The 21,473-nt window shown below is 47.5% G+C and carries 17 protein-coding genes; 7 read left to right on the top strand and 10 right to left on the bottom strand.

The window, feature by feature from the left end; translation table 11 throughout:
* Positions 1 to 29: 29 nt before the first annotated feature.
* Positions 30 to 3,143, top strand: a complete 3,114-nt coding sequence (locus SHAL_RS15055) for a multidrug efflux RND transporter permease subunit (RefSeq protein ID WP_012277986.1) — start codon at positions 30 to 32, stop codon at positions 3,141 to 3,143.
* A gap of 111 nt (positions 3,144 to 3,254) precedes the next feature.
* Here the strand turns inward: SHAL_RS15055 and SHAL_RS15050 are convergent, their stop codons facing one another.
* The 9 genes from SHAL_RS15050 to SHAL_RS15010 all read right to left on the bottom strand — a co-directional run bounded on the left by SHAL_RS15050 (position 3,255) and on the right by SHAL_RS15010 (position 12,247).
* On the bottom strand, positions 3,255 to 3,911 hold the full coding sequence (locus SHAL_RS15050) for a CoA transferase subunit B (protein WP_012277985.1): 657 nt from the start codon (positions 3,909 to 3,911) through the stop codon (positions 3,255 to 3,257).
* Positions 3,912 to 3,923: 12 nt separating this feature from the next.
* The gene (locus SHAL_RS15045) at positions 3,924 to 4,688 is read right to left on the bottom strand and encodes a CoA transferase subunit A (RefSeq protein WP_012277984.1); all 765 of its coding nucleotides are present in this window, start codon (positions 4,686 to 4,688) and stop codon (positions 3,924 to 3,926) included.
* 71 nt (positions 4,689 to 4,759) lie between these two features.
* Positions 4,760 to 5,659, bottom strand: a complete 900-nt coding sequence (locus SHAL_RS15040; protein ID WP_012277983.1) for a hydroxymethylglutaryl-CoA lyase — start codon at positions 5,657 to 5,659, stop codon at positions 4,760 to 4,762.
* Positions 5,660 to 5,839, bottom strand: a complete 180-nt coding sequence (locus tag SHAL_RS23485; protein WP_012277982.1) for a 3-methylcrotonoyl-CoA carboxylase subunit alpha — start codon at positions 5,837 to 5,839, stop codon at positions 5,660 to 5,662.
* Positions 5,836 to 7,944 carry an acetyl/propionyl/methylcrotonyl-CoA carboxylase subunit alpha gene (locus SHAL_RS15030; RefSeq protein ID WP_012277981.1) on the bottom strand — a complete coding sequence of 703 codons (2,109 nt, stop codon included), beginning with the start codon at positions 7,942 to 7,944 and terminating at the stop codon, positions 5,836 to 5,838. Before SHAL_RS15030 ends, SHAL_RS23485 begins: the two co-directional genes overlap by 4 nt.
* Position 7,945: 1 nt before the next feature.
* A complete protein-coding gene (locus SHAL_RS15025; RefSeq protein ID WP_012277980.1) occupies positions 7,946 to 8,827 on the bottom strand; it encodes an enoyl-CoA hydratase-related protein in 882 nt (293 codons plus the stop codon).
* A gap of 58 nt (positions 8,828 to 8,885) precedes the next feature.
* Positions 8,886 to 10,493, bottom strand: a complete 1,608-nt coding sequence (locus SHAL_RS15020) for a carboxyl transferase domain-containing protein (RefSeq protein ID WP_012277979.1) — start codon at positions 10,491 to 10,493, stop codon at positions 8,886 to 8,888.
* Between the two features lie 87 nt (positions 10,494 to 10,580).
* Positions 10,581 to 11,750 (bottom strand): isovaleryl-CoA dehydrogenase, encoded by a 1,170-nt coding sequence (locus SHAL_RS15015; protein WP_012277978.1) that lies wholly within the window; start codon positions 11,748 to 11,750, stop codon positions 10,581 to 10,583.
* 98 nt (positions 11,751 to 11,848) lie between these two features.
* Positions 11,849 to 12,247, bottom strand: coding sequence for a MerR family transcriptional regulator (locus SHAL_RS15010; RefSeq protein ID WP_012277977.1), 399 nt, complete (start codon positions 12,245 to 12,247; stop codon positions 11,849 to 11,851).
* Positions 12,248 to 12,611: 364 nt separating this feature from the next.
* On the opposite strand from SHAL_RS15010, the gene SHAL_RS15005 reads away from it, so the two are divergent.
* Complete coding sequence (locus SHAL_RS15005) at positions 12,612 to 14,516, top strand: propionyl-CoA synthetase (RefSeq protein WP_012277976.1); 1,905 nt, start codon at positions 12,612 to 12,614, stop codon at positions 14,514 to 14,516.
* Between the two features lie 931 nt (positions 14,517 to 15,447).
* The gene (gnd, locus tag SHAL_RS15000) at positions 15,448 to 16,995 is read left to right on the top strand and encodes an NADP-dependent phosphogluconate dehydrogenase (RefSeq protein ID WP_012277975.1); all 1,548 of its coding nucleotides are present in this window, start codon (positions 15,448 to 15,450) and stop codon (positions 16,993 to 16,995) included.
* Positions 16,996 to 17,086: 91 nt separating this feature from the next.
* Here gnd and SHAL_RS14995 read toward each other — a convergent pair whose 3' ends face one another.
* Positions 17,087 to 17,977, bottom strand: a complete 891-nt coding sequence (locus SHAL_RS14995; protein WP_012277974.1) for a 1,4-dihydroxy-2-naphthoate polyprenyltransferase — start codon at positions 17,975 to 17,977, stop codon at positions 17,087 to 17,089.
* Between the two features lie 337 nt (positions 17,978 to 18,314).
* On the opposite strand from SHAL_RS14995, the gene SHAL_RS14990 reads away from it, so the two are divergent.
* The 4 genes from SHAL_RS14990 (at position 18,315) to SHAL_RS14975 (ending at position 21,378) form a co-directional block, all read left to right on the top strand.
* Entirely contained in the window at positions 18,315 to 19,247 is a 933-nt protein-coding gene (locus SHAL_RS14990; protein WP_012277973.1) for an SDR family NAD(P)-dependent oxidoreductase, read from the top strand.
* Positions 19,248 to 19,327: 80 nt separating this feature from the next.
* Positions 19,328 to 20,194, top strand: a complete 867-nt coding sequence (gene tesB / locus SHAL_RS14985; RefSeq protein ID WP_012277972.1) for an acyl-CoA thioesterase II — start codon at positions 19,328 to 19,330, stop codon at positions 20,192 to 20,194.
* A 43-nt stretch (positions 20,195 to 20,237) separates the two neighbouring features.
* A complete protein-coding gene (locus tag SHAL_RS14980) occupies positions 20,238 to 20,639 on the top strand; it encodes a YbaY family lipoprotein (RefSeq protein WP_012277971.1) in 402 nt (133 codons plus the stop codon).
* A 145-nt stretch (positions 20,640 to 20,784) separates the two neighbouring features.
* Positions 20,785 to 21,378 carry a nucleotidyltransferase family protein gene (locus SHAL_RS14975; RefSeq protein ID WP_012277970.1) on the top strand — a complete coding sequence of 198 codons (594 nt, stop codon included), beginning with the start codon at positions 20,785 to 20,787 and terminating at the stop codon, positions 21,376 to 21,378.
* Positions 21,379 to 21,473 lie beyond the last annotated feature (95 nt).

The raw sequence follows: 21,473 nt of genomic DNA, 5'->3' as shown, positions 1-21,473 counted from the left end.
TCAACGGATAGCGTAAGAGGAAGTTTATTGTGTCGTATTTTTTTATTTCTCGACCTGTTTTTGCATGGGTTATTGCTATTTTAATTAGCATCGCTGGAGTGATCGCCATTCCTAAGTTGGCTGTCGAGCGTTTTCCTAGCGTTGCGCCGCCGAGTATTGGTTTGTACTTATCTTACCCTGGCGCGAGTCCACAAACGATTAATGACAGTGTTGTGACCTTGATTGAGCGGGAGATCTCAGGGATTAATGGTCTGCTTTATTTTAGCTCCTCGTCAGATGCTAGCGGAAGCGCCTCAATTACGGTGACCTTTGAAAATGGTACCGATCCTGAGATGGCTCAGGTTGAGATCCAAAACAAGATCAGAGCCATTGAGCCAAGACTACCTTTAGCGGTTCGTCAAATCGGCATCACGGTGGAAACCACTTCTTCAAATAACCTGATGTATTTAGGGCTTATCTCACCGAGTGGCGAATATTCAGAGCAGCAACTGAGTGACTACATGGTGCGAAATATCGTTGAGGAGATAAAGCGCGTGCCCGGTGTGGGACGAGTACAGATGTATGGCGCTGAGTTTGCGATGCGGATCTGGGTCGACCCGGTGGCGTTGACGGGCTATAACTTAACGATGGAAGATGTGACATCAGCCATTGCAGAGCAAAATGTGCAGATTTCTCCCGGTAAAGTCGGTGATTCTCCGACATCTGGCGGCCAAATGACGGTGCACTCTCTAACTGCCCAAGGGCAATTAGAAACCCCAGAGCAGTTTAGAGCCATTGTGCTGCGTTCAAATATTGATGCTGGCATGGTCCAATTAGGAGATGTAGCTAAGGTTGAGCTTGGGGCACAAAATTACCTGTTTAGTAATCGGGAAAATGGTCAGCAGTCGACATCTGCTGCGATTCAGCTATCGCCTGGAGCGAATGCGATTGCGACTTCGCAAGGGATCAGAGACCGATTGGCTGAGCTTAAGCTTGCCATGCCCAGCAATATGGACTATTCGATCACCTCCGATGCGGCTATCTTTGCCAAAATATCCATTCAAAAGGTTGTCGTGACACTGCTCGAAGCAATGGTGTTGGTGTTTTTAGTGATGTACCTGTTTTTGCAAAAAATCCGCTATACCCTTATCCCCGCGATTGTCGCTCCGATTGCGTTGCTGGGTACGTTTGCGGTGATGTGGCTAATGGGCTTTTCCATCAATGTGTTCACTATGTTTGGTATGGTGTTGGCTATCGGTATTATTGTTGACGATGCCATCGTAGTGGTTGAAAACGTTGAACGAGTAATGGCTGAAACAGGCTTGCCACCCAAAGCGGCAACAGAGCAGGCGATGAAAAGCATCTATAGCGCTGTTATTGGGATTACGGCTGTGTTATCTGCGGTATTTATCCCAATGGCATTTGCATCGGGCTCGGTAGGCACAATTTTCCAGCAGTTCTCGCTTGCAATGGCAGTGTCGATTTTATTCTCGGCCTTCTTAGCCTTAACATTGACGCCAGCTTTGTGCGCAACTTTATTAAAGCCTTTGACTGAGCATGACCATAAAAGCGGTGGTTTTTTTGGCTGGTTTAATCGTAACTTCCACAATTTCACCCAAAAAGTGACAGCTGGTGTTGCCCATCTCGTTAAGCGAACGGGCAGAGTGATGGCACTTTACATCGTACTTGTGGTGGCATGTATTTATAGCTTTACTCTAGTGCCGAGCACCTTTTTACCCGAAGAAGATCAAGGCTACTATATGACGTCTATCCAGCTGCCGCCTGATGCGACGGTAGAGCGAACTATGGATGTGGTGAGTAAAATTGAGGCGTTTACTTTAGGTCGAGAGGCCATTGATGCCAGCATGAGTGTTCTTGGTTTCAGTTTTAGTGGTACTGGCCCAGGCTCTGCCTTTGGCATTACGACATTAAAAGACTGGCAGCTACGTGGTGGTAGCTCTACACAACAGGAAGTGGCAGCGTTAAGTGATTATTTAAGTGATTTAACGGAAGGAGAAGTGTTTAGTGTGTTACCCGCTGCGATAGATGGCTTGGGCAACTCATCCAATTTATCTTTTCAATTACAAGACAGTGGTAATGCAGGTTACGAGCGTTTCCAATTGATCCAAAAGGAATTCCTTGAGCAGGCATATGCCAGTGAAAAGCTATCATCTGTGTTCTATGAAGCGCTGCCTGAAACCAGTGGCATACACCTAAATATTGATCGCGCCAAAGCGCGGGCGCTAGGGGTGCCTTTTAACGCGATTAGCGACACAATCTCTACTGCAATGGGCTCTAATTACGTTAATGATTTTCCTAATAATGGCCGCTTGCAACAGGTGATTGTTCAAGTTCAAGCTGAGTCAAGAATGCAACTTGAGGATATATTGCAACTGGCTATCCGCAATGAGCAAGGCGGCACGGTTTATCTCTCTGAATTTGTCACCCCTGTGTGGCAAATGGCGCCGCAACAACTGACCCGATTTAATGGTTTATTAGCCGTTGCGGTGTCGGCGTCTCCTGCACCGGGATACTCTACTGGAGAGGCTATGCAGGAGGTGGAGCGTATTGCTGCTTCACTGCCAACGGCTGCAGGCATCGAATGGACAGGGCTTTCACTGCAAGAAAAACAAGCGGAGTCACAAACAGTATGGTTATTACTGTTTTCAATGCTGGTTATTTTCTTAGTATTGGCGGCGCTGTATGAAAGCTGGTCTATCCCGTTAGCCGTTATTTTGGTGGTGCCATTAGGCATTATTGGTGCTGTGGGCTTCGTGCTATTAAATGGTGTGGCAAACGATGTATTCTTTAAAGTTGGTTTGGTGACTATCATTGGCTTGTCGGCTAAGAATGCCATTCTTATCGTCGAGTTTGCCAAGCAGGCTCAGGCGGAAGGGATCTGCCTCGTCGATTCCGTATTGCAGGCAACTAAGCAAAGGCTTAGACCCATTTTGATGACGTCTTTGGCCTTTAGCTGCGGCATTATTCCACTTTACTTAGCCACAGGCCCAAGCTCTGAAATTCAAAATTCGATTGGTACTGGGGTCCTTGGTGGCATGTTTACCGGCACGGTATTTGCTGTGCTATTTGTACCGGTGTTTTTTGTATTTATTTGTCAATTATTGGAGCGAGTGCGCCCAAAGTTGGGAGTGACACTTAACTAATACTCAGATGGAAAAACGCAGCTTATATTAAGCTGCGTTTTGTGTTTAATCGCTCAATCTACTTGCTTTATCAACTGGCTCTATCAACTTGCTTTATCGAATAGCTTGTCGTTAAAAGCTCATCTCTGGCACATATTCTGGCACTACAAGCTTGCCTGCAGTTTTGGAGATTATCTCCTCTACCGACACCCCCGGTGCACGTTCTAGCAGATGAAAGGCGCCATCTTTGATTTCCATAAAGGCTAAGTCAGTTAACACGCGCTTGATACAGCCATAGCCGGTCAGTGGCAGTTCACACTTTGGCAGTAACTTAGAATTACCTTTCTTGTCGGCGTGCATCATGGTGACGATGATGTTGTCAGCGCCAGCAACTAAGTCCATTGCGCCGCCCATGCCTTTAATCAGCTTGCCCGGGATCATCCACGAGGCGATAGAGCCTTGCTCATCCACTTCAAATGCGCCGAGGACGGTGAGATCCACATGTCCTCCACGGATCATGGCAAAGCTCTCTGCTGATGAGAAAAATGACGCGCCATCAACCGCGGTAACCGTTTGCTTACCAGCGTTAATGAGATCGGCATCGATGGTTTCTTCGGTGGGGAACTCGCCCATGCCCAGCAAGCCATTTTCTGACTGCAGCATCACGTCGATGCCTTCAGGAATATAGTTGGCCACTAAGGTTGGGATACCAATACCTAAGTTGACGTAAAAGCCATCTTGGAGTTCTTGTGCTACACGCTGTGCCAGTTGTTCTCTTGATAATGCCATGGTGCTGCCTCCTTATGCTTTTTCATCAGTTCTTGATTCAGCTCTTGATTTAGAGTCTGGTTTAACTGTGCGTTGCTCGATACGTTTCTCGAACTTACCTTGAATCACACGGTTGACGTAAATGCCGGGTGTATGAATATGATCAGGATCGAGCTCCCCAGGCTGGACGATATGCTCAGCCTCTACCACGGTGATCTTGCCTGCGGTTGCCATCATGGGGTTGAAGTTGGCTGCGGTCTTTCGGAACACTAAGTTACCCATGGTGTCTGCTTTCCATGCACGAACCAGCGCAAAGTCCGCTTTTAGTGCGGGCTCTAACACATAGTGACGGCCATCAATTTCGCGGGTTTCTTTACCCTCGGCTACAGGCGTACCGTAGCCTGTCGCGGTAAAGAAAGCGGGAATGCCCGCACCGCCGGCACGAATTTTCTCGGCCAAGGTACCTTGTGGGGTCAAGATAACGTTAAGCTCACCAGATAACATCTGCTGCTCGAAGGTGGCGTTTTCACCCACGTATGAGGCAATCATGGTATCAATTTGACGGCTCTTTAATAACAGGCCTAAACCAAAGTCATCGACGCCAGCATTATTTGAGATAGCGGTCAGTCCGGTGACACCAGTCTTGACCATTTGCGCAATTAAGCCTTCGGGTATGCCGCATAAGCCAAAGCCGCCGACCATCACTGTCATATTGTTAGTTAGGCCTTTTAAGGCCTCTTCATAACTGGTGACGACCTTATTCAGCCCTTGATTTGGCTCTTTATTTAGTCCTGCCATTATTGTTATCTCCTTATTCTGTCAAATGCTAGGATCTAGGATCTTCTTGCTTTTTATTCGCTGATGGCTCTCTATTCGCTGAGGGCTCTTGCCACTTTAGAGCCCGACTGGCGTCCGAGGGCGTGGCTGATTTTATTGCCCGCATTAACCAGTTTAGTTAAGTCGATACCGGTTTCTATGCCAAGCCCGTGTAGCATATAAACTAAGTCTTCTGTGGCTAAGTTACCCGATGCGCCTTTAGCGTAGGGGCAGCCGCCAAGGCCTGCGACCGATGAGTCAATTACGCTGACACCGGTTTCTAAGCAGGCCAGAATGTTGGCTAAGGCTTGGCCATAGGTATCGTGAAAATGCAGCGCCAGTTTGTCTTTTGGCACCACTTCTGCCACCGCTTCAACCATTCTACGGGCATTAAGTGGTGTGCCAACGCCTATGGTGTCGCCAAGCGAGATCTCATAACAGCCCATTTGGTAAAGTAATTCAGACACCCGAGCCACTTCACTAACGGCTATCTCCCCCTCATAAGGGCAGCCTAAGGTACAAGAGACGTAACCTCGAACCGGGACATTCTTGGCCTTAGCCAGCTCCATTACTGGGATAAAGCGCTCAATCGACTCCTCTATCGAGCAGTTGATATTCTTCTGGCTAAAGCTTTCTGAGGCGGCGCCAAAGATGGCGACTTCATCGGCGCCAGCTTCAAGTGCGAGTTCCAAACCTTTTAAATTTGGAGTGAGCGCACTGTAGGTTACGCCCTTGTGGCGAGTGATGCCCACGAGCACATCGGCTGAATCTGCCATCTGTGGCACCCATTTAGGTGACACAAAGCTGGCGGCTTCAATTCGCTTAACGCCCGCAGTCGCTAAGTCCTCTATCAAGACTATTTTATCTTGGGTCGTGACCGGTTTTTCGTTTTGTAGACCATCACGGGCGCCGACTTCAAAGATACTGACTTGTTGTGGGTAAGAGATTGCCATTTATGCGCTTTCCTCCGCAGCCACAGTTTCTGTTGGCTCAAGCTCTGCAGTCTCAACTTTAGCCTCAACTTCGGCTAGTAACATACCGTCGCTGACGAGTTCACCGGGCTCGAAGAAGAATGCACCGACAACACCGTCAAACGGAGACTCAATGGCGTTTATTACATTAGTCATCTTCATCCGGCTTCTTCCTTTTCAGGGTTTACTTCTGCTTCAACTTCAGCCACGACCTCGGCAAGTAACATACCGTCGCTGACGAGTTCACCGGGCTCGAAGAAGAATGCACTGACAACACCGTCAAAGGGGGACTCTATGGTGTATTCCATCTTCATCGCTTCCATCACCATAATGCCTTGGCCCGCTTTTACCACATCGCCAACGCTGACAAGTTGAGTGACGATAGTGCCGTTCATTGGTGCTTTGAGCTTATCTTCAAGATTGTCTTGCTCTTCAATCTCTTCTGATTCTAGGGCGCGATAGTGGTAGCTTTTTGAGTTGATAAACAGGGTAAAGTCATTGCCGACTTGGCTAACTGGGAGCTTTATTTTATGGCCGTTAGCTTTACTGGCTTGCTCAGCTTGGCTATCGCCCAGCTTGTGTTGAACAATTTCAGCATGCAGGATCTCGTCAATTAGCTCGCCAGAAAGGGTGAGTAAGTTATCACTCAGCTGCAGCTGGTATTGTGGCTTTCCAGCGACTTGCGTCTCGATTAGCTCAAGGTGATTAATCTCATGATTATCATCGAGTAACGCCACTTGATGTTGGCTAGCACTGTTGAGCCTAAAGCCACTCACTTTGCCCCAAGGTGAGTAGGGATCATGGCTGGTCAATGTGTCGTTTTTAGCTTGTTTTTTACGGGCACATAGCTGGTACAGCGCCGCTATCGCCAATGCTGTATCGCGACGAGTCGATGGAGTTGCATTTGATTGTGCGGTTAATAGCGCATCACCATAACGCTCGATAAAATCGGTGCTAAAGTTGGCATCGCTAAAAGCTTGATGCTTAGCAATATTAGCGAGGAATTCGATATTATGTTTAAGGCCACTGATCTGGTAATCATCTAATGCATGCACTAAGCGTTGTAGCGCGCGAGGGCGTGACTCATCCCAAGTGATAAGCTTTGAGATCATCGGGTCGTAAAAGTTACTGATCACATCATTTTCACGCACGCCAGAATCGATACGCACAAATTGGCTCTGCTCAGGCTCGCGCAGAAAATCGAGTTTGCCACTGGCAGGCAGGAAGTCATTGTGTGGATCTTCGGCGTAGATCCGCGCCTCAAAAGCATGGCCTACAATGCGCACTTCATTCTGTTTAAGGGGTAACGGACTACCACTGGCAACCATTAATTGCCATTTGACTAAGTCTTGGCCTGTGACGAGCTCGGTGACGGGATGCTCTACCTGCAGACGGGTATTCATCTCCATAAAGTAGAAGCTGTCATCGGTATCGAGTAAAAACTCAACTGTTCCCGCGCCTTCATAGTTAATCGCCTTAGCTGCGGCAACGGCCGCTTCGCCCATCTTGACTCTGAGGGCATCGCTAAGCCCTGGGGCTGGCGCTTCCTCAACCACCTTTTGATGACGGCGTTGAATTGAGCAATCTCGGTCAGACAGGTAGATGCAGTTGCCATGGCTATCGGCAAAGACTTGGACCTCAACATGGCGCGGCTGGCGCAGGTAGCGCTCCATTAACAGCTTATCGTTACCAAAAGAGCTAATCGCTTCACGCCTCGCAGAGTGAATCGCATCGAGCACCTCATTGTTACTTTCAACGATGCGCATGCCTTTACCACCGCCGCCAAAGGCCGCCTTAATCAGCAGCGGGAAGCCCATCTTGTTGGCTTCACTAACAAGTAGTTCATCGTTCTGAGCATCACCGTGATAGCCGGGGACTAATGGTACATTGGCAGCACCCATGATCTCTTTAGCGGCGCTCTTACTGCCCATCGAGTCAATTGCAGCGGCGCTTGGGCCAACAAAGGCGATATTGGCCTGTTCGCACTTCAATGCAAAATCGGCGTTTTCCGATAGGAAACCATAACCTGGGTGTATCGCCTCTGCGCCTGCTCGTTTGGCGATCTCAATGATCAGCTCGCCTTTAAGGTAAGAGTCAGCTGGCGCGCTGCCACCTAAGTAAAATGCCTCATCGGCCATGGCGACATGGCGAGCATCGATATCGGCATCTGAATATAAAGCAACCGTACGAACGCCCATGACTTTAGCGGTGTTAATGATGCGACAGGCGATTTCACCGCGGTTCGCAATTAGCAATTTAGTGAACATATTATTTGGCTCCTTGCCCGCTGGCGCTCTGGTTATTATTTTTTGTTGCAGCGTTAAAGTCTGTGGTTGCAGGCCATTGTGGTGAACGTTTTTCAAAGAAGGCGTTGAGGCCCTCTTGACCTTCTTCTGACACTCGAATACGGGCGATCCGTTCGCTGGTATAGTCCAAGGTGTTTTGGTCTATCACGCCATCTTCAAGCGATAACAGTAAGGTTTTAACCCAAGTCATGCCCAGTGGACTGTTGCAGAGTAGCGCATCAATCATCGGCTGAGCCGCAGCATCTAAGTCGTCATTCACTTCATGGATGACTTGCAGTTCAAGCGCCTTTTGAACATCGAAGCGTTCAGCTGTGAGCATGTAACGCCGTGCTGCGCGTTGACCCATGGCGCGAGTGACATAGGGGCTAATGACCGCTGGAATGAGCCCAAGTTTGACTTCACTCAAGCAGAAGCTGGCACGCTGATTGGCGATAGCGATATCGCTGCAGCAGATAAGCCCAAGTGCGCCACCAAATGCCGCCCCTTGCACTAATGCAATCGTCGGCTTGGGGAATTTATCCAGCAGTGACATCAGCTTGGCAAGCTCGTTGGCGTCACTGAGATTCTGGCCAAAGTCCATCTTGGCTTGCTTGCGCATCCAGTTGAGATCGGCGCCGGCGCTGAAGTTTTTACCGTTGGCTTTTATCACTAATACTTGGCACTGAACATTGGCACTGAAATGCTCCAGCACCTTAATCATTTCGCTTATCATCACTTCATCGAAGGCGTTATGCTTATCGGCTCGGTCGAGCACCATCTGGGCTACGCCGCCATCGAGCGTGCAGCTCACATATTGTAATTGTTGAGTCAGTCGTTCTGTGTCGGTTGTGATTGAGTTATTCATTGTTGTCGATCCATAGTGTGTTCTAAGTCGATGTTCCTTGCCTTAATAGCCTTAGCCATTACATACGGAATACACCAAACTTCGTCTCCTCAATAGGGGCATTTAGCGCGGCAGAGAGCGCCAAGCCAACAACATCACGGGTTTGAGCCGGGTCGATAATACCGTCGTCCCACAAACGGGCGCTGGCATGATACGGGTGGCCCTCTTTATCGTATTGCTCAACTATCGGTTGACGGAATGCTTGTTCTTCATCATTTGACCATTCAACCCCTTTACGGGCGAGGCCATCGCGCTTAACTGTGGCCAATACGCCAGCGGCTTGCTCGCCGCCCATCACAGAGATGCGGGCGTTAGGCCACATCCACATCATGGTGGGTTCAAATGCGCGGCCACACATACCGTAGTTACCTGCGCCATAACTACCGCCAATAATCACGGTGAACTTAGGGACATTGGCACACGATACTGCGGTCACCATCTTGGCGCCGTGTTTGGCGATGCCTTCATGTTCGTACTTTTTACCCACCATAAAGCCGGTGATATTTTGCAGGAACAGCAGTGGAATTTTGCGCTGGCAGCACAGCTCAATAAAGTGAGCGCCTTTTTGCGCCGATTCTGAGAACAAGATGCCATTATTGGCGACAATACCCACGGGATAGCCATGAATACGGGCAAAGCCACAGACTAAGGTATTACCGTAGTTGGCTTTAAACTCGTCGAAGTCTGAGTCATCGACAAGGCGTGCAATCACCTCTTTGACATCGAATGGCTTTTTAAGATCGGTACCCACAATGCCGTACAGCTCATTGATATCAAATAGGGGAGGTTTTACCGGGCTAAGTTGAGCAGCAATTTGTTTTTGATGATTTAGGCGTGTCACCGCTTTGCGAGCAAGCTCTAGCGCGTGTTCATCGTTTTGCGCCATATGATCGGCTACGCCAGAAATTTTGGTGTGTACTTCGGCGCCGCCAAGCTCTTCGGCTGTCACCTCTTCACCGGTTGCGGCCTTAACGAGTGGCGGCCCCGCTAAGAAGATGGTGCCTTGCTCTTTTACGATAATCGATTCATCGGCCATGGCGGGGACATATGCGCCGCCTGCAGTGCAAAGCCCCATCACCACGGCAATTTGCGGAATGCCTTTGGCAGACATCTGCGCTTGGTTATAGAAGATGCGGCCGAAATGATCTCTATCGGGGAATACTTCGTCTTGGCGAGGCAGGTTAGCGCCGCCAGAATCCACCAGATAGATACAGGGTAGGTGGCAACGACTGGCAATCTCTTGTGCGCGCAGATGCTTTTTAACGGTAACCGGGTAGTAAGTGCCGCCCTTTACCGTGGCATCGTTGGCGATAATCATGCACTCGACGCCACTGACGCGGCCAATACCGGCGATAACGCCTGCAGCAGGCACCACATCTTCATACAGCTCAAAGGCGGCAAACTGGGATATTTCGAGAAAAGGTGAGCCAGGATCCAGCAGCTTTTCGACTCGCTGACGTGGCAGCAACTTGCCCCTTGAAAGATGACGACTGCGCGCGACGTCTCCGCCGCCTTGTTCAATTTGCTGAAGTTTTAATTTTAAGTCTTGAACCACGGTAGCCATGTCATCAAATTTAGCTTTAAACTCATCGCTACGTGCATTAATACGGCTGCTAAGTTGCGTCACAATTTCAATCCTTTTGAAGCTGGAAGAGTGAGGCGGCAAATCGCCGCCTTTATGCTTGGCTATAAACCCGCAAGACGGGCATAGGCTTTACTTTGATTCATTAAATAGCTCGCGGCCAATCAGCATGCGACGAATTTCAGAGGTGCCAGCGCCAATTTCATAGAGTTTGGCATCACGTAGGAGGCGGCCTGTGGCGTATTCGTTGACATAACCGTTACCGCCAAGAAGTTGAATCGCATCGAGAGCCATCTTGGTGGCAAGTTCAGCTGAATAGAGAATGGCGCCGGCTGCATCTTTACGGGTGGTTTCCCCACGGTCACAAGATTTAGCCACGTTGTAGATATAAGATTTGGCAGCGTTCATGCCGGTATACATGTCGGCAAGCTTACCCTGTACTAGCTGGAACTGTCCGATCGATTTACCAAACTGCTCACGCTCGTGAATGTATGGCACAACGATATCCATACAAGCAGTCATTATCCCAAGTGGGCCACCAGACAGCACCACTCGCTCGTAATCGAGGCCACTCATCAACACCTTTACGCCGTTGTTTAGGCCGCCAAGAATGTTCTCTTCTGGTACTTCACAATCTTCAAATACCAGTTCACAGGTGTTAGAACCACGCATGCCTAGCTTGTCTAGCTTCTGAGCGGTGCTGAAGCCTTTAGAGCCGCGCTCAACGATAAATGCGGTAATGCCGTGGGCGCCTTTATCGAGATCAGTCTTGGCATAGATAACATAGGTGTGGGCGTCAGGACCGTTAGTGATCCACATCTTGTTGCCGTTGAGTATGTATCTATCCCCCTCTTTACGGGCGTGTAGTTTCATCGATACTACGTCAGAGCCTGCATTTGGCTCACTCATGGCAAGCGCGCCAATGTGCTCGCCAGTGATAAGCTTGGGTAAATACTTGGCCTTTTGCTCACTGTTGCCGTTACGGTTGATTTGGTTAACACACAGATTAGAGTGAGCGCCATAACTTAAGCCAATTGATGCTGAGGCGCGAGAGATCTCCTCCATGGCAACCACGTGGGCGAGGTAGCCCATTTCAGCGCCGCCATACTCCTCTGAAACTGTGACGCCCAGCAGTCCCATGTCGCCAAGAACCGGCCAAAGCTCATTAGGAAAGGCGTTGTCGAGATCTGTTTTTGCGGCGATAGGGGCGATTTTGTTAGCGGCGAAGCTTTGCACTGCATCGCGTAACATATCGACTTCTTCGCCGAGGCCAAAGTTTAGAGAGGTGTAGAGTTGAGTCATTTGCTTGTGTCCTGTCAATTTTGTTTGTGTTCAAGCTCAGCGATCTTTGCCGTGATACTTGGAAATTCATATGTAATTAATAGCGATAGAAAAGGCCATTATTGGGCGTTATTTTCTAGAGCCTCTAAGCATTGTTGCTCTGCCGAATTCAGCTCCATCAGCACGACCTTGATGTCATCCATCTGTTGCTGTAGTGATACCTTTTTCTCTTCGACTAGCTCGAGCATGGTATGCAGCTGACCACTGCTATTCTTGTCAGCATCATAAAGCTCGAATAAGCGCCTTGTTTCGGCCAGTGAGAAACCTAAACGCTTACCACGCAGAATAAGCTTCAGCCTGACTCTATCTTTAAGGCTGTATACGCGTGTTTGACCACGGCGCTTAGGTTTTAAAAGGCCTTGGTCTTCATAAAAACGAATACTACGAGTAGTGATATCAAACTCTTTAGATAAGTCACTGATTGAGTATGTCGTTTGTGAGAGCGGTTTCTCTACCATCAAATAACACCATAATTGTTTACATTAATTGAACGATATATGAAGTTTACGTAAAGGTAAAGTTTGTACCTGTTGGATGAAGTCGTTTTCATGTCAATCGCGCTTGCCACAGCACTTGTATTAGCAGAGAACGAGGTTGCAGATTACTCATTAGTTTTTCATGTTTATTGTTTATTAACATTGGGTTGAGTTAAACGCTATGTATTTTTTTAGCTCGTTAAATTCCTCCTTAACTTACTCATTCTAAGGTCTAATGGGGATTTTTTAATCGTCAGAGCATAATGCGTTAAAGCATTAAATGGACAAAAGTCGCTCATGAACGATGCGATATGTTATCGAGATCTAGCAAAGTGGAGTCAGTATTGTGAAAAATAAGAATAAGCAATTACATGCCAAATCAATTAACCAACCAGAGGCATTCTGGGCCGAAGCCGCTAGCCAAATCGATTGGTTCTCCCCTTGGAATAATGTACTCGATGACAGTGAAGCGCCGTTTTACCACTGGTTTAAAGGCGGCAAGCTCAACACTTGTTATAACGCGGTGGATAGACATGTTGACGCTGGACGAGGCGATCAGATAGCGCTGCAATATGTGAGTCCCGTTACCGATGTTGAATACGGTATTTCATATCGAGAGCTGCTGGCTCAAGTGAGCCGGCTCGCTGGCTATATGGACTCTATTGGCGTGAAAAAGGGCGATAGGGTTGTTATTTATATGCCTATGGTGCCAGAAACGGCATTTGCCATGCTTGCCTGCGCGCGCATTGGCGCAATTCATTCGGTGGTGTTTGGCGGCTTTGCAGCCAATGAACTCGCGACCCGTATTAATGATGCCAAACCTAAACTTATCCTTTCAGCATCTTGTGGCATCGAGCCGTCAGGCATTATCCCCTACAAACCGCTACTCGATGCGGCGTTAGATCAAGCCACTCATAAAGTCGATCATTGCTTAGTGTTAAACCGAGGCCAGCTTGAAGCTGAGTTATTTCCAGGACGGGATATCGACTGGCAGGCAGCGGTGGCAGCCGCTCCTAATATCGATTGCCAACCACTCGATGCCACTGATCCGCTTTATATCTTGTATACCTCTGGCACCACAGGGCAACCCAAAGGTGTGGTGCGCGACAACGGCGGCCATGCCGTGGCGCTCGCTTGGTCGATGAAGCATATCTATGACATTAATGCGGGGGATGTATTCTGGGCCGCATCGGATGTCGGCTGGGTTGTGGGCCACTCTTATATCGTCTATGGACCATTACTCGTCGGGGCGACAAGTATCTTGTATGAAGGTAAACCGATTGGCACGCCTGATCCCGGCGCATTTTGGCGCACCATTGCAAAATACAGGGTCAAAAGCTTCTTTACTGCCCCAACGGCTATTCGAGCCATCAAGCGTGATGATCCCCATGGTGACTATCTAGAGGGGGTAGACTTAAGCTGTTTAAAGAATGTGTTCTTAGCGGGTGAGCGCTGCGATCCTGACACCTTGCACTGGACCGAAGGCAAGCTTAAAAAGCCTGTGATTGACCACTGGTGGCAGACAGAAACGGGCTGGCCTGTGGCGGCTAACTTGATGGGCTACGCGCCAGTCGAGATCAAGGCGGGCTCTCCTGCATTAGCGGTGCCCGGTTATCAAATCGAAGTGGTTGATGTCATGGGCGATGAAGTCGAGGCCAATGAGTCCGGTAATGTGGTGATTAAACTGCCACTGCCGCCGGGGACGCTAACTACGCTATGGCAAAATGAGCAACGTTATCAAGATAGCTACCTTTCAATGTATCCCGGCTATTACCTAACGGGTGATGCGGGTTATAAAGATGAAGACGGTTACTTGTACATTATGAGTCGTATCGATGACATTATAAATGTGGCTGGGCACCGACTCTCTACTGGCCGCTTTGAAGAGGTGCTTTGTCAACATGAGGCAGTGGCTGAGGCGGCGGTGATCGGTGTTAAAGACGTACTTAAGGGGCAAGTACCACTTGGCTTAGTCGTACTAAAAAAAGGTGTAAGCCTTAATGATGATGACTTAAATCAGCAATTAATGAGTTTAGTGCGTCAAGAGATAGGGCCAGTAGCATCTTTTAGATTGGTGAGTGCGGTGCAGAAATTGCCGAAAACCCGAAGTGGCAAGATCTTACGTGGCACCATGCGCAATATCGCCGACAATCAAAGTTACAATGTGCCGGCGACTATCGAAGATCCCGCTACACTCGATATCGTGCGTAACACCTTAACCCGTATGGGCTATGCAGATGCGCATGTTTAAAGAAGGTCCTAGGAAAAGCAGGTTCTAGGTACGAGGAAAGCTAAGACGATACAAGCAGGAAAATCAAAGCCAGGTTCTAGGAAAAGCAAGTTCTAGAGACGAGGAAATCTGAGACGATACAAGCAGGAAAACCAAAGCTAGGTACTAGGAAAAGCAAGTTCTAGAGACGAGGAAAGCTGAGACGATACAAGCAGGAAAATCAAAGCTACGTTCTAGGAAAAGCAAGTTCTAGAGACGAGGAAATCTGAGACGATACAAGCAGGAAAACCAAAGCTAGGTCCTAGGAAAAGCAAGTTCTAGAGACGAGGAAAGCTAAGACGATACAAGCAGGAAAATCAAAGCTAGGTTCTAGGCAAAGCAAGTTCTAGAGACGAGGAAATCTGAGACGATACAAGCAGGAAAAGCAAAGACAGGTTCTAAGAAAAGCAAGTTATAGGAACGAGGAAAGCTAAGACGATACAAGCTGCAAAAGCAAAGGTTGATATTTAAGCCGCTCCAGCATTGTTAGTGTAGGTCGGCATTTATGCCGTCAGGGGGAGCATGCTTACTAAATGGGACTATTTCTATCAAAGAGCTATTTCTATCAAAGAGGTATTTCTGTCAAAAAGCTATATCGAATTAAAGAGGTATACCGATAGGTATTAGCTTATTGGAGGTAGTGCTCGGCTAACCGTTAACTTGCAAACGCAGAGAAAAAGCTGAAACTTAGGTTTCAGTTTTTTGTTTTTGAACTAAATTTACTGTTTATTATTAACACCAATTATTAATGTTGAGTTGTTAACTCATTTGGCTTTGCCTAGTAATTAAGTTACCAAAGTCTGTATAATCGCTAACAAAATTAAACCCGTCACTCCAATAGGCAGCACCAGCTATTGTTGCCTATATAAAATAATAGACGGGTAATTCTCTGTGACCTACGGAAGAAATCTACATGAAGAACCAATCAAATCTTTACGATATCGGTGTTATTGGCTTGGGCGTAATGGGTAAGAACCTTGCACTTAATATAGCCGACAACCAATATCGCGTCGCTGCATTTGACCTTGATGAACTCAAGGTGCAAGACACTGTTGCACAAGAAGAACTAGAGCGTAAGCGATACCTAAAACAGATAACTGAGCCACGAATAGAAGGCTGTAACAATCTTTCTGAAATGTTATCTAAATTAGAAAAGCCCCGCGTACTGCTTCTATCTGTACCGGCAGGAGCTCCTGTCGACGGTGTTTGTCAGTCTCTAATTGAAGCCGGGATCGAGAATGATGATATCGTGATTGATACAGGTAACAGCTTATGGACGGATACGGTTGAGCGCGAGAAGCGCTACGCCGACAATTTTCTTTTCTTTAGCTGCGCGGTATCAGGTGGTGAAGTCGGTGCGCGTTTTGGTCCATCTCTGATGCCAAGTGGCAGCTTAAAAGCCTGGAATAGAATTGAGCCAATATGGCAAGCAATTGCCGCTAAAGTCGATGCTAAAACAGGTTTGCCTATCGAGCGTTTTGAGCCGGGAAACCCCGTGAAAGAAGGCGAGCCTTGTACCACCTATATTGGTCCTGCGGGTTCTGGTCATTACGTTAAAATGGTACATAACGGTATTGAATATGCTGACATGCAACTTATCTGCGAGGCTTATCAGCTATTAAATCAGGGCTTAGGATTATCACCGAGTGAAGTGGGTGATGTGTTTGAACGGTGGGATCAAGGGATCTTAAACAGCTACTTGATGCAGATCAGCGCCGATGTGCTCAAACAAGCAGACCCATTAACCGGGGCGCCACTGGTCGATATGATCTTGGATAAGGCGGGGCAAAAAGGCACGGGTCTTTGGACTGCGGTAAGCAGTTTACAGATAGGCTGCCCAGCACCCACCATCGCTGAAGCGGTTTATGCCCGCGCAGTCAGTACTCAAAAAGCTCAAAGACAGCAACTTAGCCAACAGTTATCCGGGCCAAGCGAAGCGCTGTTGGCCACGATTAACCGTGGTGAAAAGCAGACATTTATCGCTCAGCTTGAAAATGCGCTCTATTGCGCCAAAGTGTCTTGCTACGCCCAAGGTTTTCAGTTGATGGCTATGCAAGCTAAGGAGCAAGCTTGGCAGTTGGATTTTGCTGAAATCGCTAAAATTTGGCGGGCCGGCTGTATTATCCGCGCCACTTTCTTGCAATCGATCACCAAGGCATATCAGCAAGATAGTGAGCTTGAAAACCTGCTGATGGCAGACTCTTTTGCTAAAGCTTTGTCTGAAAAACAACAAGATTGGAGAGAAGCCGTATCGCAAGCCGTACTGAGTGGTATACCCGCGCCTTGTATCAGTTCGGCTTTAGCTTATTACGACAGTTATCGCTGTGAAACCTTGCCAGCGAGTTTACTACAAGGGCAGCGAGACTTTTTCGGTGCCCATACTTTTGAGCGAACCGACAAGCCAGCGGGTGAGAAGTATCACCTGAACTGGAGTGGAGATCGCAGTTTACATAAGATGTAATTCGGTGTCTTTACTCTGAGCTGTACATACAAAAAAGCCTATCAATCGATAGGCTTTTTTATTGCTCATTAGAGGCTAGCGAATGGCTAGACTAGGTCACGAACAGATAGATATCGCCCAGTAGACCGATACTAAATAATGCGCTGAAAATCATGGTGAGCTTAGCTGTGCGCCCAAGTAATGGGTTTAAGGCTGCCCCAGTGACTTCATTAAAATCATTACTTAAGCTTCTCGCCATGACAAATGCGAGTCCAGCTAAAAGCACCGGTAAACCTGGTAGTGCTCCCATCAGGAAGCCTGCAAAAATGATGGCAAATGGCAGATAGAGAAAGCTTTGATAGAAAATACGCGATTGTGCAAGACCCATACGAACCGCTAAGGTCTTTTTACCTGCCTTAATATCGGTTTCCATATCTCGGGTGTTATTCACTAGCATAATCGCTGCATTTAAAAAGCCGATGGCGCTGCCAAGTAGCCATGCGCTAGTTGCAGTTTCACCCGCTTGCAGAAAGTAACTTCCGACAACAGCCACAAGACCAAAAAATACAAATGCGGCAACTTCACCTAAACCATGAGAGGCCAGTGGGTAAGGACCGCCGCTATAGCCTAAGGCGCCAAGAATCGCTGCCACCGCTAAAAAGGCGATCGGTAGGCCACCGTGGTAGATAAGCAAAGAACCAACGATAAGTGCCAACACTAGGCACAAAATCATTGCGTTACGCACAGCCATTGGGCTAAGCATGCCACTTTGGGTGACACGAACAGGCCCTAAGCGCTCTTCGGTATCGACACCACTTTTAAAGTCGAAATAGTCATTGGCTAGGTTTACGGCAATTTGCAGTAGCAGGGCGCAGAGCATTGAAATAACAGCAATGAAAAAGCTGAACTGTTCCAGTTGCAGTGCGAGTACGTTACCAACCAGCAGTGGTCCAATCGCCGCAGGCAAGGTGCGAGGGCGGATGGCAAGTATCCAAGGATTCATGGTTTATATTTACTTACAGAGGTTTACGTCAAAGAAAGCTGACATAAAGGTAAAAAAAGTTGGCATAGCATAGCAAATTTAACAACTTCTAAAAAGTGGATTTTATATCATCAAAAGTGGTCGGCTTAACACTTTGTTAAGCATTATTATTTTTCACTTTGACTGATTGAAGAACTTTGAACTAGCGCACATCTGTTAGGCAGGAGTGTATGCAATATTATATCTCTAAAGCGGGAGCAAGATGAGAAGTTGTAATTGTCGCTTTAGAAATGAAACTGCTTTCTTAGCAGTCAACGTCTACATTTGTGATAGACAAATCTGTTTAGGGGTCGAAACTATGCGTTTTGAGGGACAAGTCGCAATAGTTACGGGCGCAGCATCGGGTCTTGGTAGAGCCTATGCGATTGCCTTAGCTGAGCGAGGAGCACGAGTCGTTTTGGTTGATAATGAAACGACTCAAACAAAGGATGTTAGCTCCAGCATGACAAACCTAGAGCCTGATTCAGGCCTGCAAGCTTGCGGTGCAGCGATAACGGCGTTAGGAGGTGAGTTCAAGTCTTTTACATTGGATGTCACCAGCATCGATGATATTAACTCAATGGTTGATGATGTGGTAAAAAGTTGGGGTCGTGTCGATATCTTAATTAATAATGCGGGTATTCATAAGTCCTGTGCATTTGAGCAGATGAGTGCCTCGAGTTGGAAGCATAATCTGGATGTGGATCTCAATGGAACCTTCTACATGACTCAAGCCGTGTGGCCTTTTATGAAGCGTCAAAGTTATGGCCGAGTTGTGATGAGTAGTGCAAGCTCCATCTACGGTGATATGTATGAAACCAGCTTTAGCACGAGCAAAATGGCGGTGATGGGACTGGTCAACAGTTTGCACCTTGAGGGCGCAGAACACGGGATCAAGGTTAACAGTATTATTCCCCATGCAGTCACATCGATGACGGCAGAGCATTTAGCCCCAACAGTTCGTCCACTTTTTTCAAAAACAACCGTTACGGCCACCATGTTGTACCTGTGTAGTTCTAAAAGCCCATCGGGTGAACACCTGCTCGCGGCGGCTGGCGGAATTAGCCATGCCGCTCTTGTTGAGTTTTCTCCGGGACGCTTTAAAGCCGAGGAGTGTACCCCTGAAGTGATCACCGAGCGTTGGCCTGAGCTCTACCATGCAAAACCCGTTACCGCTCATCGAAGTGGCGAGGCGCAGGTGCTGGCTTGGGCAAAGGCATCGGCAAATCAGCGCCGTATCGTATTAGAGTAGTGCTAGATTGAGTAGAACTGGCGAGACTAGGGGATCTTGAGTTAAGCTTATGGCCATAATTAGCTGATTTTTAGGTTGCAATGAGCCAAGTATTAGATGATCTTTTAGCGTTACTTTCGTTAGAGCGGATCGAAGTGGGGCTGTTTCGTGGTCAAAGCCAAGATCTAGGTTTTGGTCACGTCTTTGGTGGTCAAGTCATGGGGCAAGCCTTAAGTGCGGCTAAGCAGACTGTCAGTCCTGACCGTAAGGTGCACTCTTTACACTCCTATTTTTTACGTGCCGGCGATGAGAAACTACCTATTGTGTATGATGTTGAAATCATGCGTGATGGTGGCAGCTTCAGTGCAAGAAGAGTTAAAGCCATCCAGAAAGGCCGTCCCATCTTCTATATGACCTGCTCTTTTCAAACTGCTGAAGAAGGCTATGACCATCAAGCCGTGATGCCTGATGTGCCGGGACCCGATGGCCTGCTTAATCAACAAGAGTTAGCGATGACCCTTAGAGATAAAGTGCCGTCTAAAGTGCTAGAAAAGTTTATGGCCGATACGCCAATTGAGATGCGCTTAGTCAACCCAAGTGATCCGATCGCACCGGCAGCTCGGGAGCCTATTCGGCATGTGTGGATCCGCGCTAATGGTAAAGTGCCTGATAATATGTCTGTGCACGATTATTTGCTCGCCTATGCGTCGGACTTTAACTTTTTAGTTACGGCAGCTCAGCCACACGGGGTTTCATTTTTAACACCCGGTATGCGTATGGCCACCATAGATCATGCAATGTGGTTTCACCGCCCATTCGACTTGAGCCAGTGGCTTTTGTATACCATAGACAGTCCCAATGCCAGCGGTGGTCGAGGTTTTGTCAGAGGGCAGTTTTTTAATCAGCAAGGCGAGCTCGTTGCATCAGCGACACAAGAGGGGCTTATTCGGATGATGAAAACATCATAATGCCGCAACTGTTTGTTTATATTTTGTATTTAGGGTTTAAATCATGATCTCATTATTGAAAAAAAGTGTTGTACTGCTCTGTATGTTGGTATTAACAGCTTGTGTTACGGTTGAAGATAAGCCGCCTGTGGTGGTGAATGGTGCGGCGGGTTATCTAGAGAAGTTACCTCTGCCTCAAGGTAGCTCGATTACTATCGCGATTATCGACCTAGATACCCCGGGTGTTATCGTTGCGCAAAAGAGCTTTAATATCGTCAGAGCACCCGTGCCATTTAAGTTTTTATTGCCAGCAGATAGCATTGACGACAGCATCCATTATGGCGTGGTGGCGATGATCCAATATCAAGGGAAGGTGATTTTCCAGACTTATGATCGCTTTCCTGTGATCAATAATAACAAGTATACCACTGAGGTGTTGATGAAAGCGGTGCCAGCCCCTAGATAGCAGTAAAGGTAGCAGTAAAGAATAAATAAGGAGCTAAGGCTCCTTTTTTGTTTATTAAGCCGTTTGAGTTAGGTATTGAGGCGAGTTTTGTATAAGTTAATAACCCTAGCAGTTGAATGTTTAATGCTTTGAAAGAGAGTGACTATTGACCATTAAAATAGACTTTGAACAACAAATAAAGCACTGGCTACTCGAAGATGAGTACCGGTTTAATGCTTTGCGCATTGTCGAGCAGCTAAAGTTAAACGATTGGATGTTAGCGGCAGGTTTTGTCCGCAATTTAGTTTGGGATAAGTTACATGGCCTGCAAACAGCGCTCAATGATATCGACCTTATCTATTTTGACTCGAGTGACCTATCCGCCGAGAGGGATACTGCAATCGAAGCCGAGCTAAATCGAATAGCCCCTATCTACCCATGGTCGGTTAAGAATCAAGCGAGAATGCATCTGCGCAACCAGCATCAAGCATATACATCAAGTCTTGATGCCATGAGTTATTGGCCTGAAAAGCAGACTGCAGTGGCGGTGAGTAGTCGTTTGCTAACATTTAAATCTTTGGCAGCATCAACTGCAATAATAGAACCTGCATCATTGATTTTACATAGTCCGTTTGATCTAGCTTGTCTGTTTGATCTGTCGCTACAACACAATCCTAAAGCAAAGCGTGCGTTGTTTGAGCGGAGAGTGAAGCAAAAGCGATGGTTGCAAAGCTACCCTAAGCTACGAGATAATGGTTAGTGGTGAACTTATGAGCATACAATATTTATTTTGTTGATTTATTGTCTGACACATTAGGGCATTGTTAGAGGGCTATGATAGCGTTTGCGTGTTAG

The sequence above is a fragment of the Shewanella halifaxensis HAW-EB4 genome (assembly GCF_000019185.1).
GTDB lineage: Bacteria > Pseudomonadota > Gammaproteobacteria > Enterobacterales > Shewanellaceae > Shewanella > Shewanella halifaxensis.
The sequence above is the reverse complement of the archived record's forward strand: the minus strand, read 5'-3'. Positions and strand labels throughout refer to the sequence as shown.

Excerpts from the sequence above, each read along its gene's own strand:
- SHAL_RS14980 (WP_012277971.1), top strand. The coding sequence starts at position 20,238 with ATGATCTCATTATTGAAAAAAAGTGTTGTACTGCTCTGTATGTTGGTA.
- SHAL_RS15045 (WP_012277984.1), bottom strand. The coding sequence starts at position 4,688 with ATGGCAGGACTAAATAAAGAGCCAAATCAAGGGCTGAATAAGGTCGTC.
- tesB (WP_012277972.1), top strand. The coding sequence starts at position 19,328 with ATGAGCCAAGTATTAGATGATCTTTTAGCGTTACTTTCGTTAGAGCGG.
- SHAL_RS23485 (WP_012277982.1), bottom strand. The coding sequence starts at position 5,839 with ATGAAGATGACTAATGTAATAAACGCCATTGAGTCTCCGTTTGACGGT.
- gnd (WP_012277975.1), top strand. The coding sequence starts at position 15,448 with ATGAAGAACCAATCAAATCTTTACGATATCGGTGTTATTGGCTTGGGC.
- SHAL_RS15015 (WP_012277978.1), bottom strand. The coding sequence starts at position 11,750 with ATGACTCAACTCTACACCTCTCTAAACTTTGGCCTCGGCGAAGAAGTC.
- SHAL_RS15040 (WP_012277983.1), bottom strand. The coding sequence starts at position 5,659 with ATGGCAATCTCTTACCCACAACAAGTCAGTATCTTTGAAGTCGGCGCC.
- SHAL_RS14990 (WP_012277973.1), top strand. The coding sequence starts at position 18,315 with ATGCGTTTTGAGGGACAAGTCGCAATAGTTACGGGCGCAGCATCGGGT.
- SHAL_RS15010 (WP_012277977.1), bottom strand. The coding sequence starts at position 12,247 with ATGGTAGAGAAACCGCTCTCACAAACGACATACTCAATCAGTGACTTA.
- SHAL_RS14995 (WP_012277974.1), bottom strand. The coding sequence starts at position 17,977 with ATGAATCCTTGGATACTTGCCATCCGCCCTCGCACCTTGCCTGCGGCG.
- SHAL_RS15030 (WP_012277981.1), bottom strand. The coding sequence starts at position 7,944 with ATGTTCACTAAATTGCTAATTGCGAACCGCGGTGAAATCGCCTGTCGC.
- SHAL_RS15050 (WP_012277985.1), bottom strand. The coding sequence starts at position 3,911 with ATGGCATTATCAAGAGAACAACTGGCACAGCGTGTAGCACAAGAACTC.
- SHAL_RS15025 (WP_012277980.1), bottom strand. The coding sequence starts at position 8,827 with ATGAATAACTCAATCACAACCGACACAGAACGACTGACTCAACAATTA.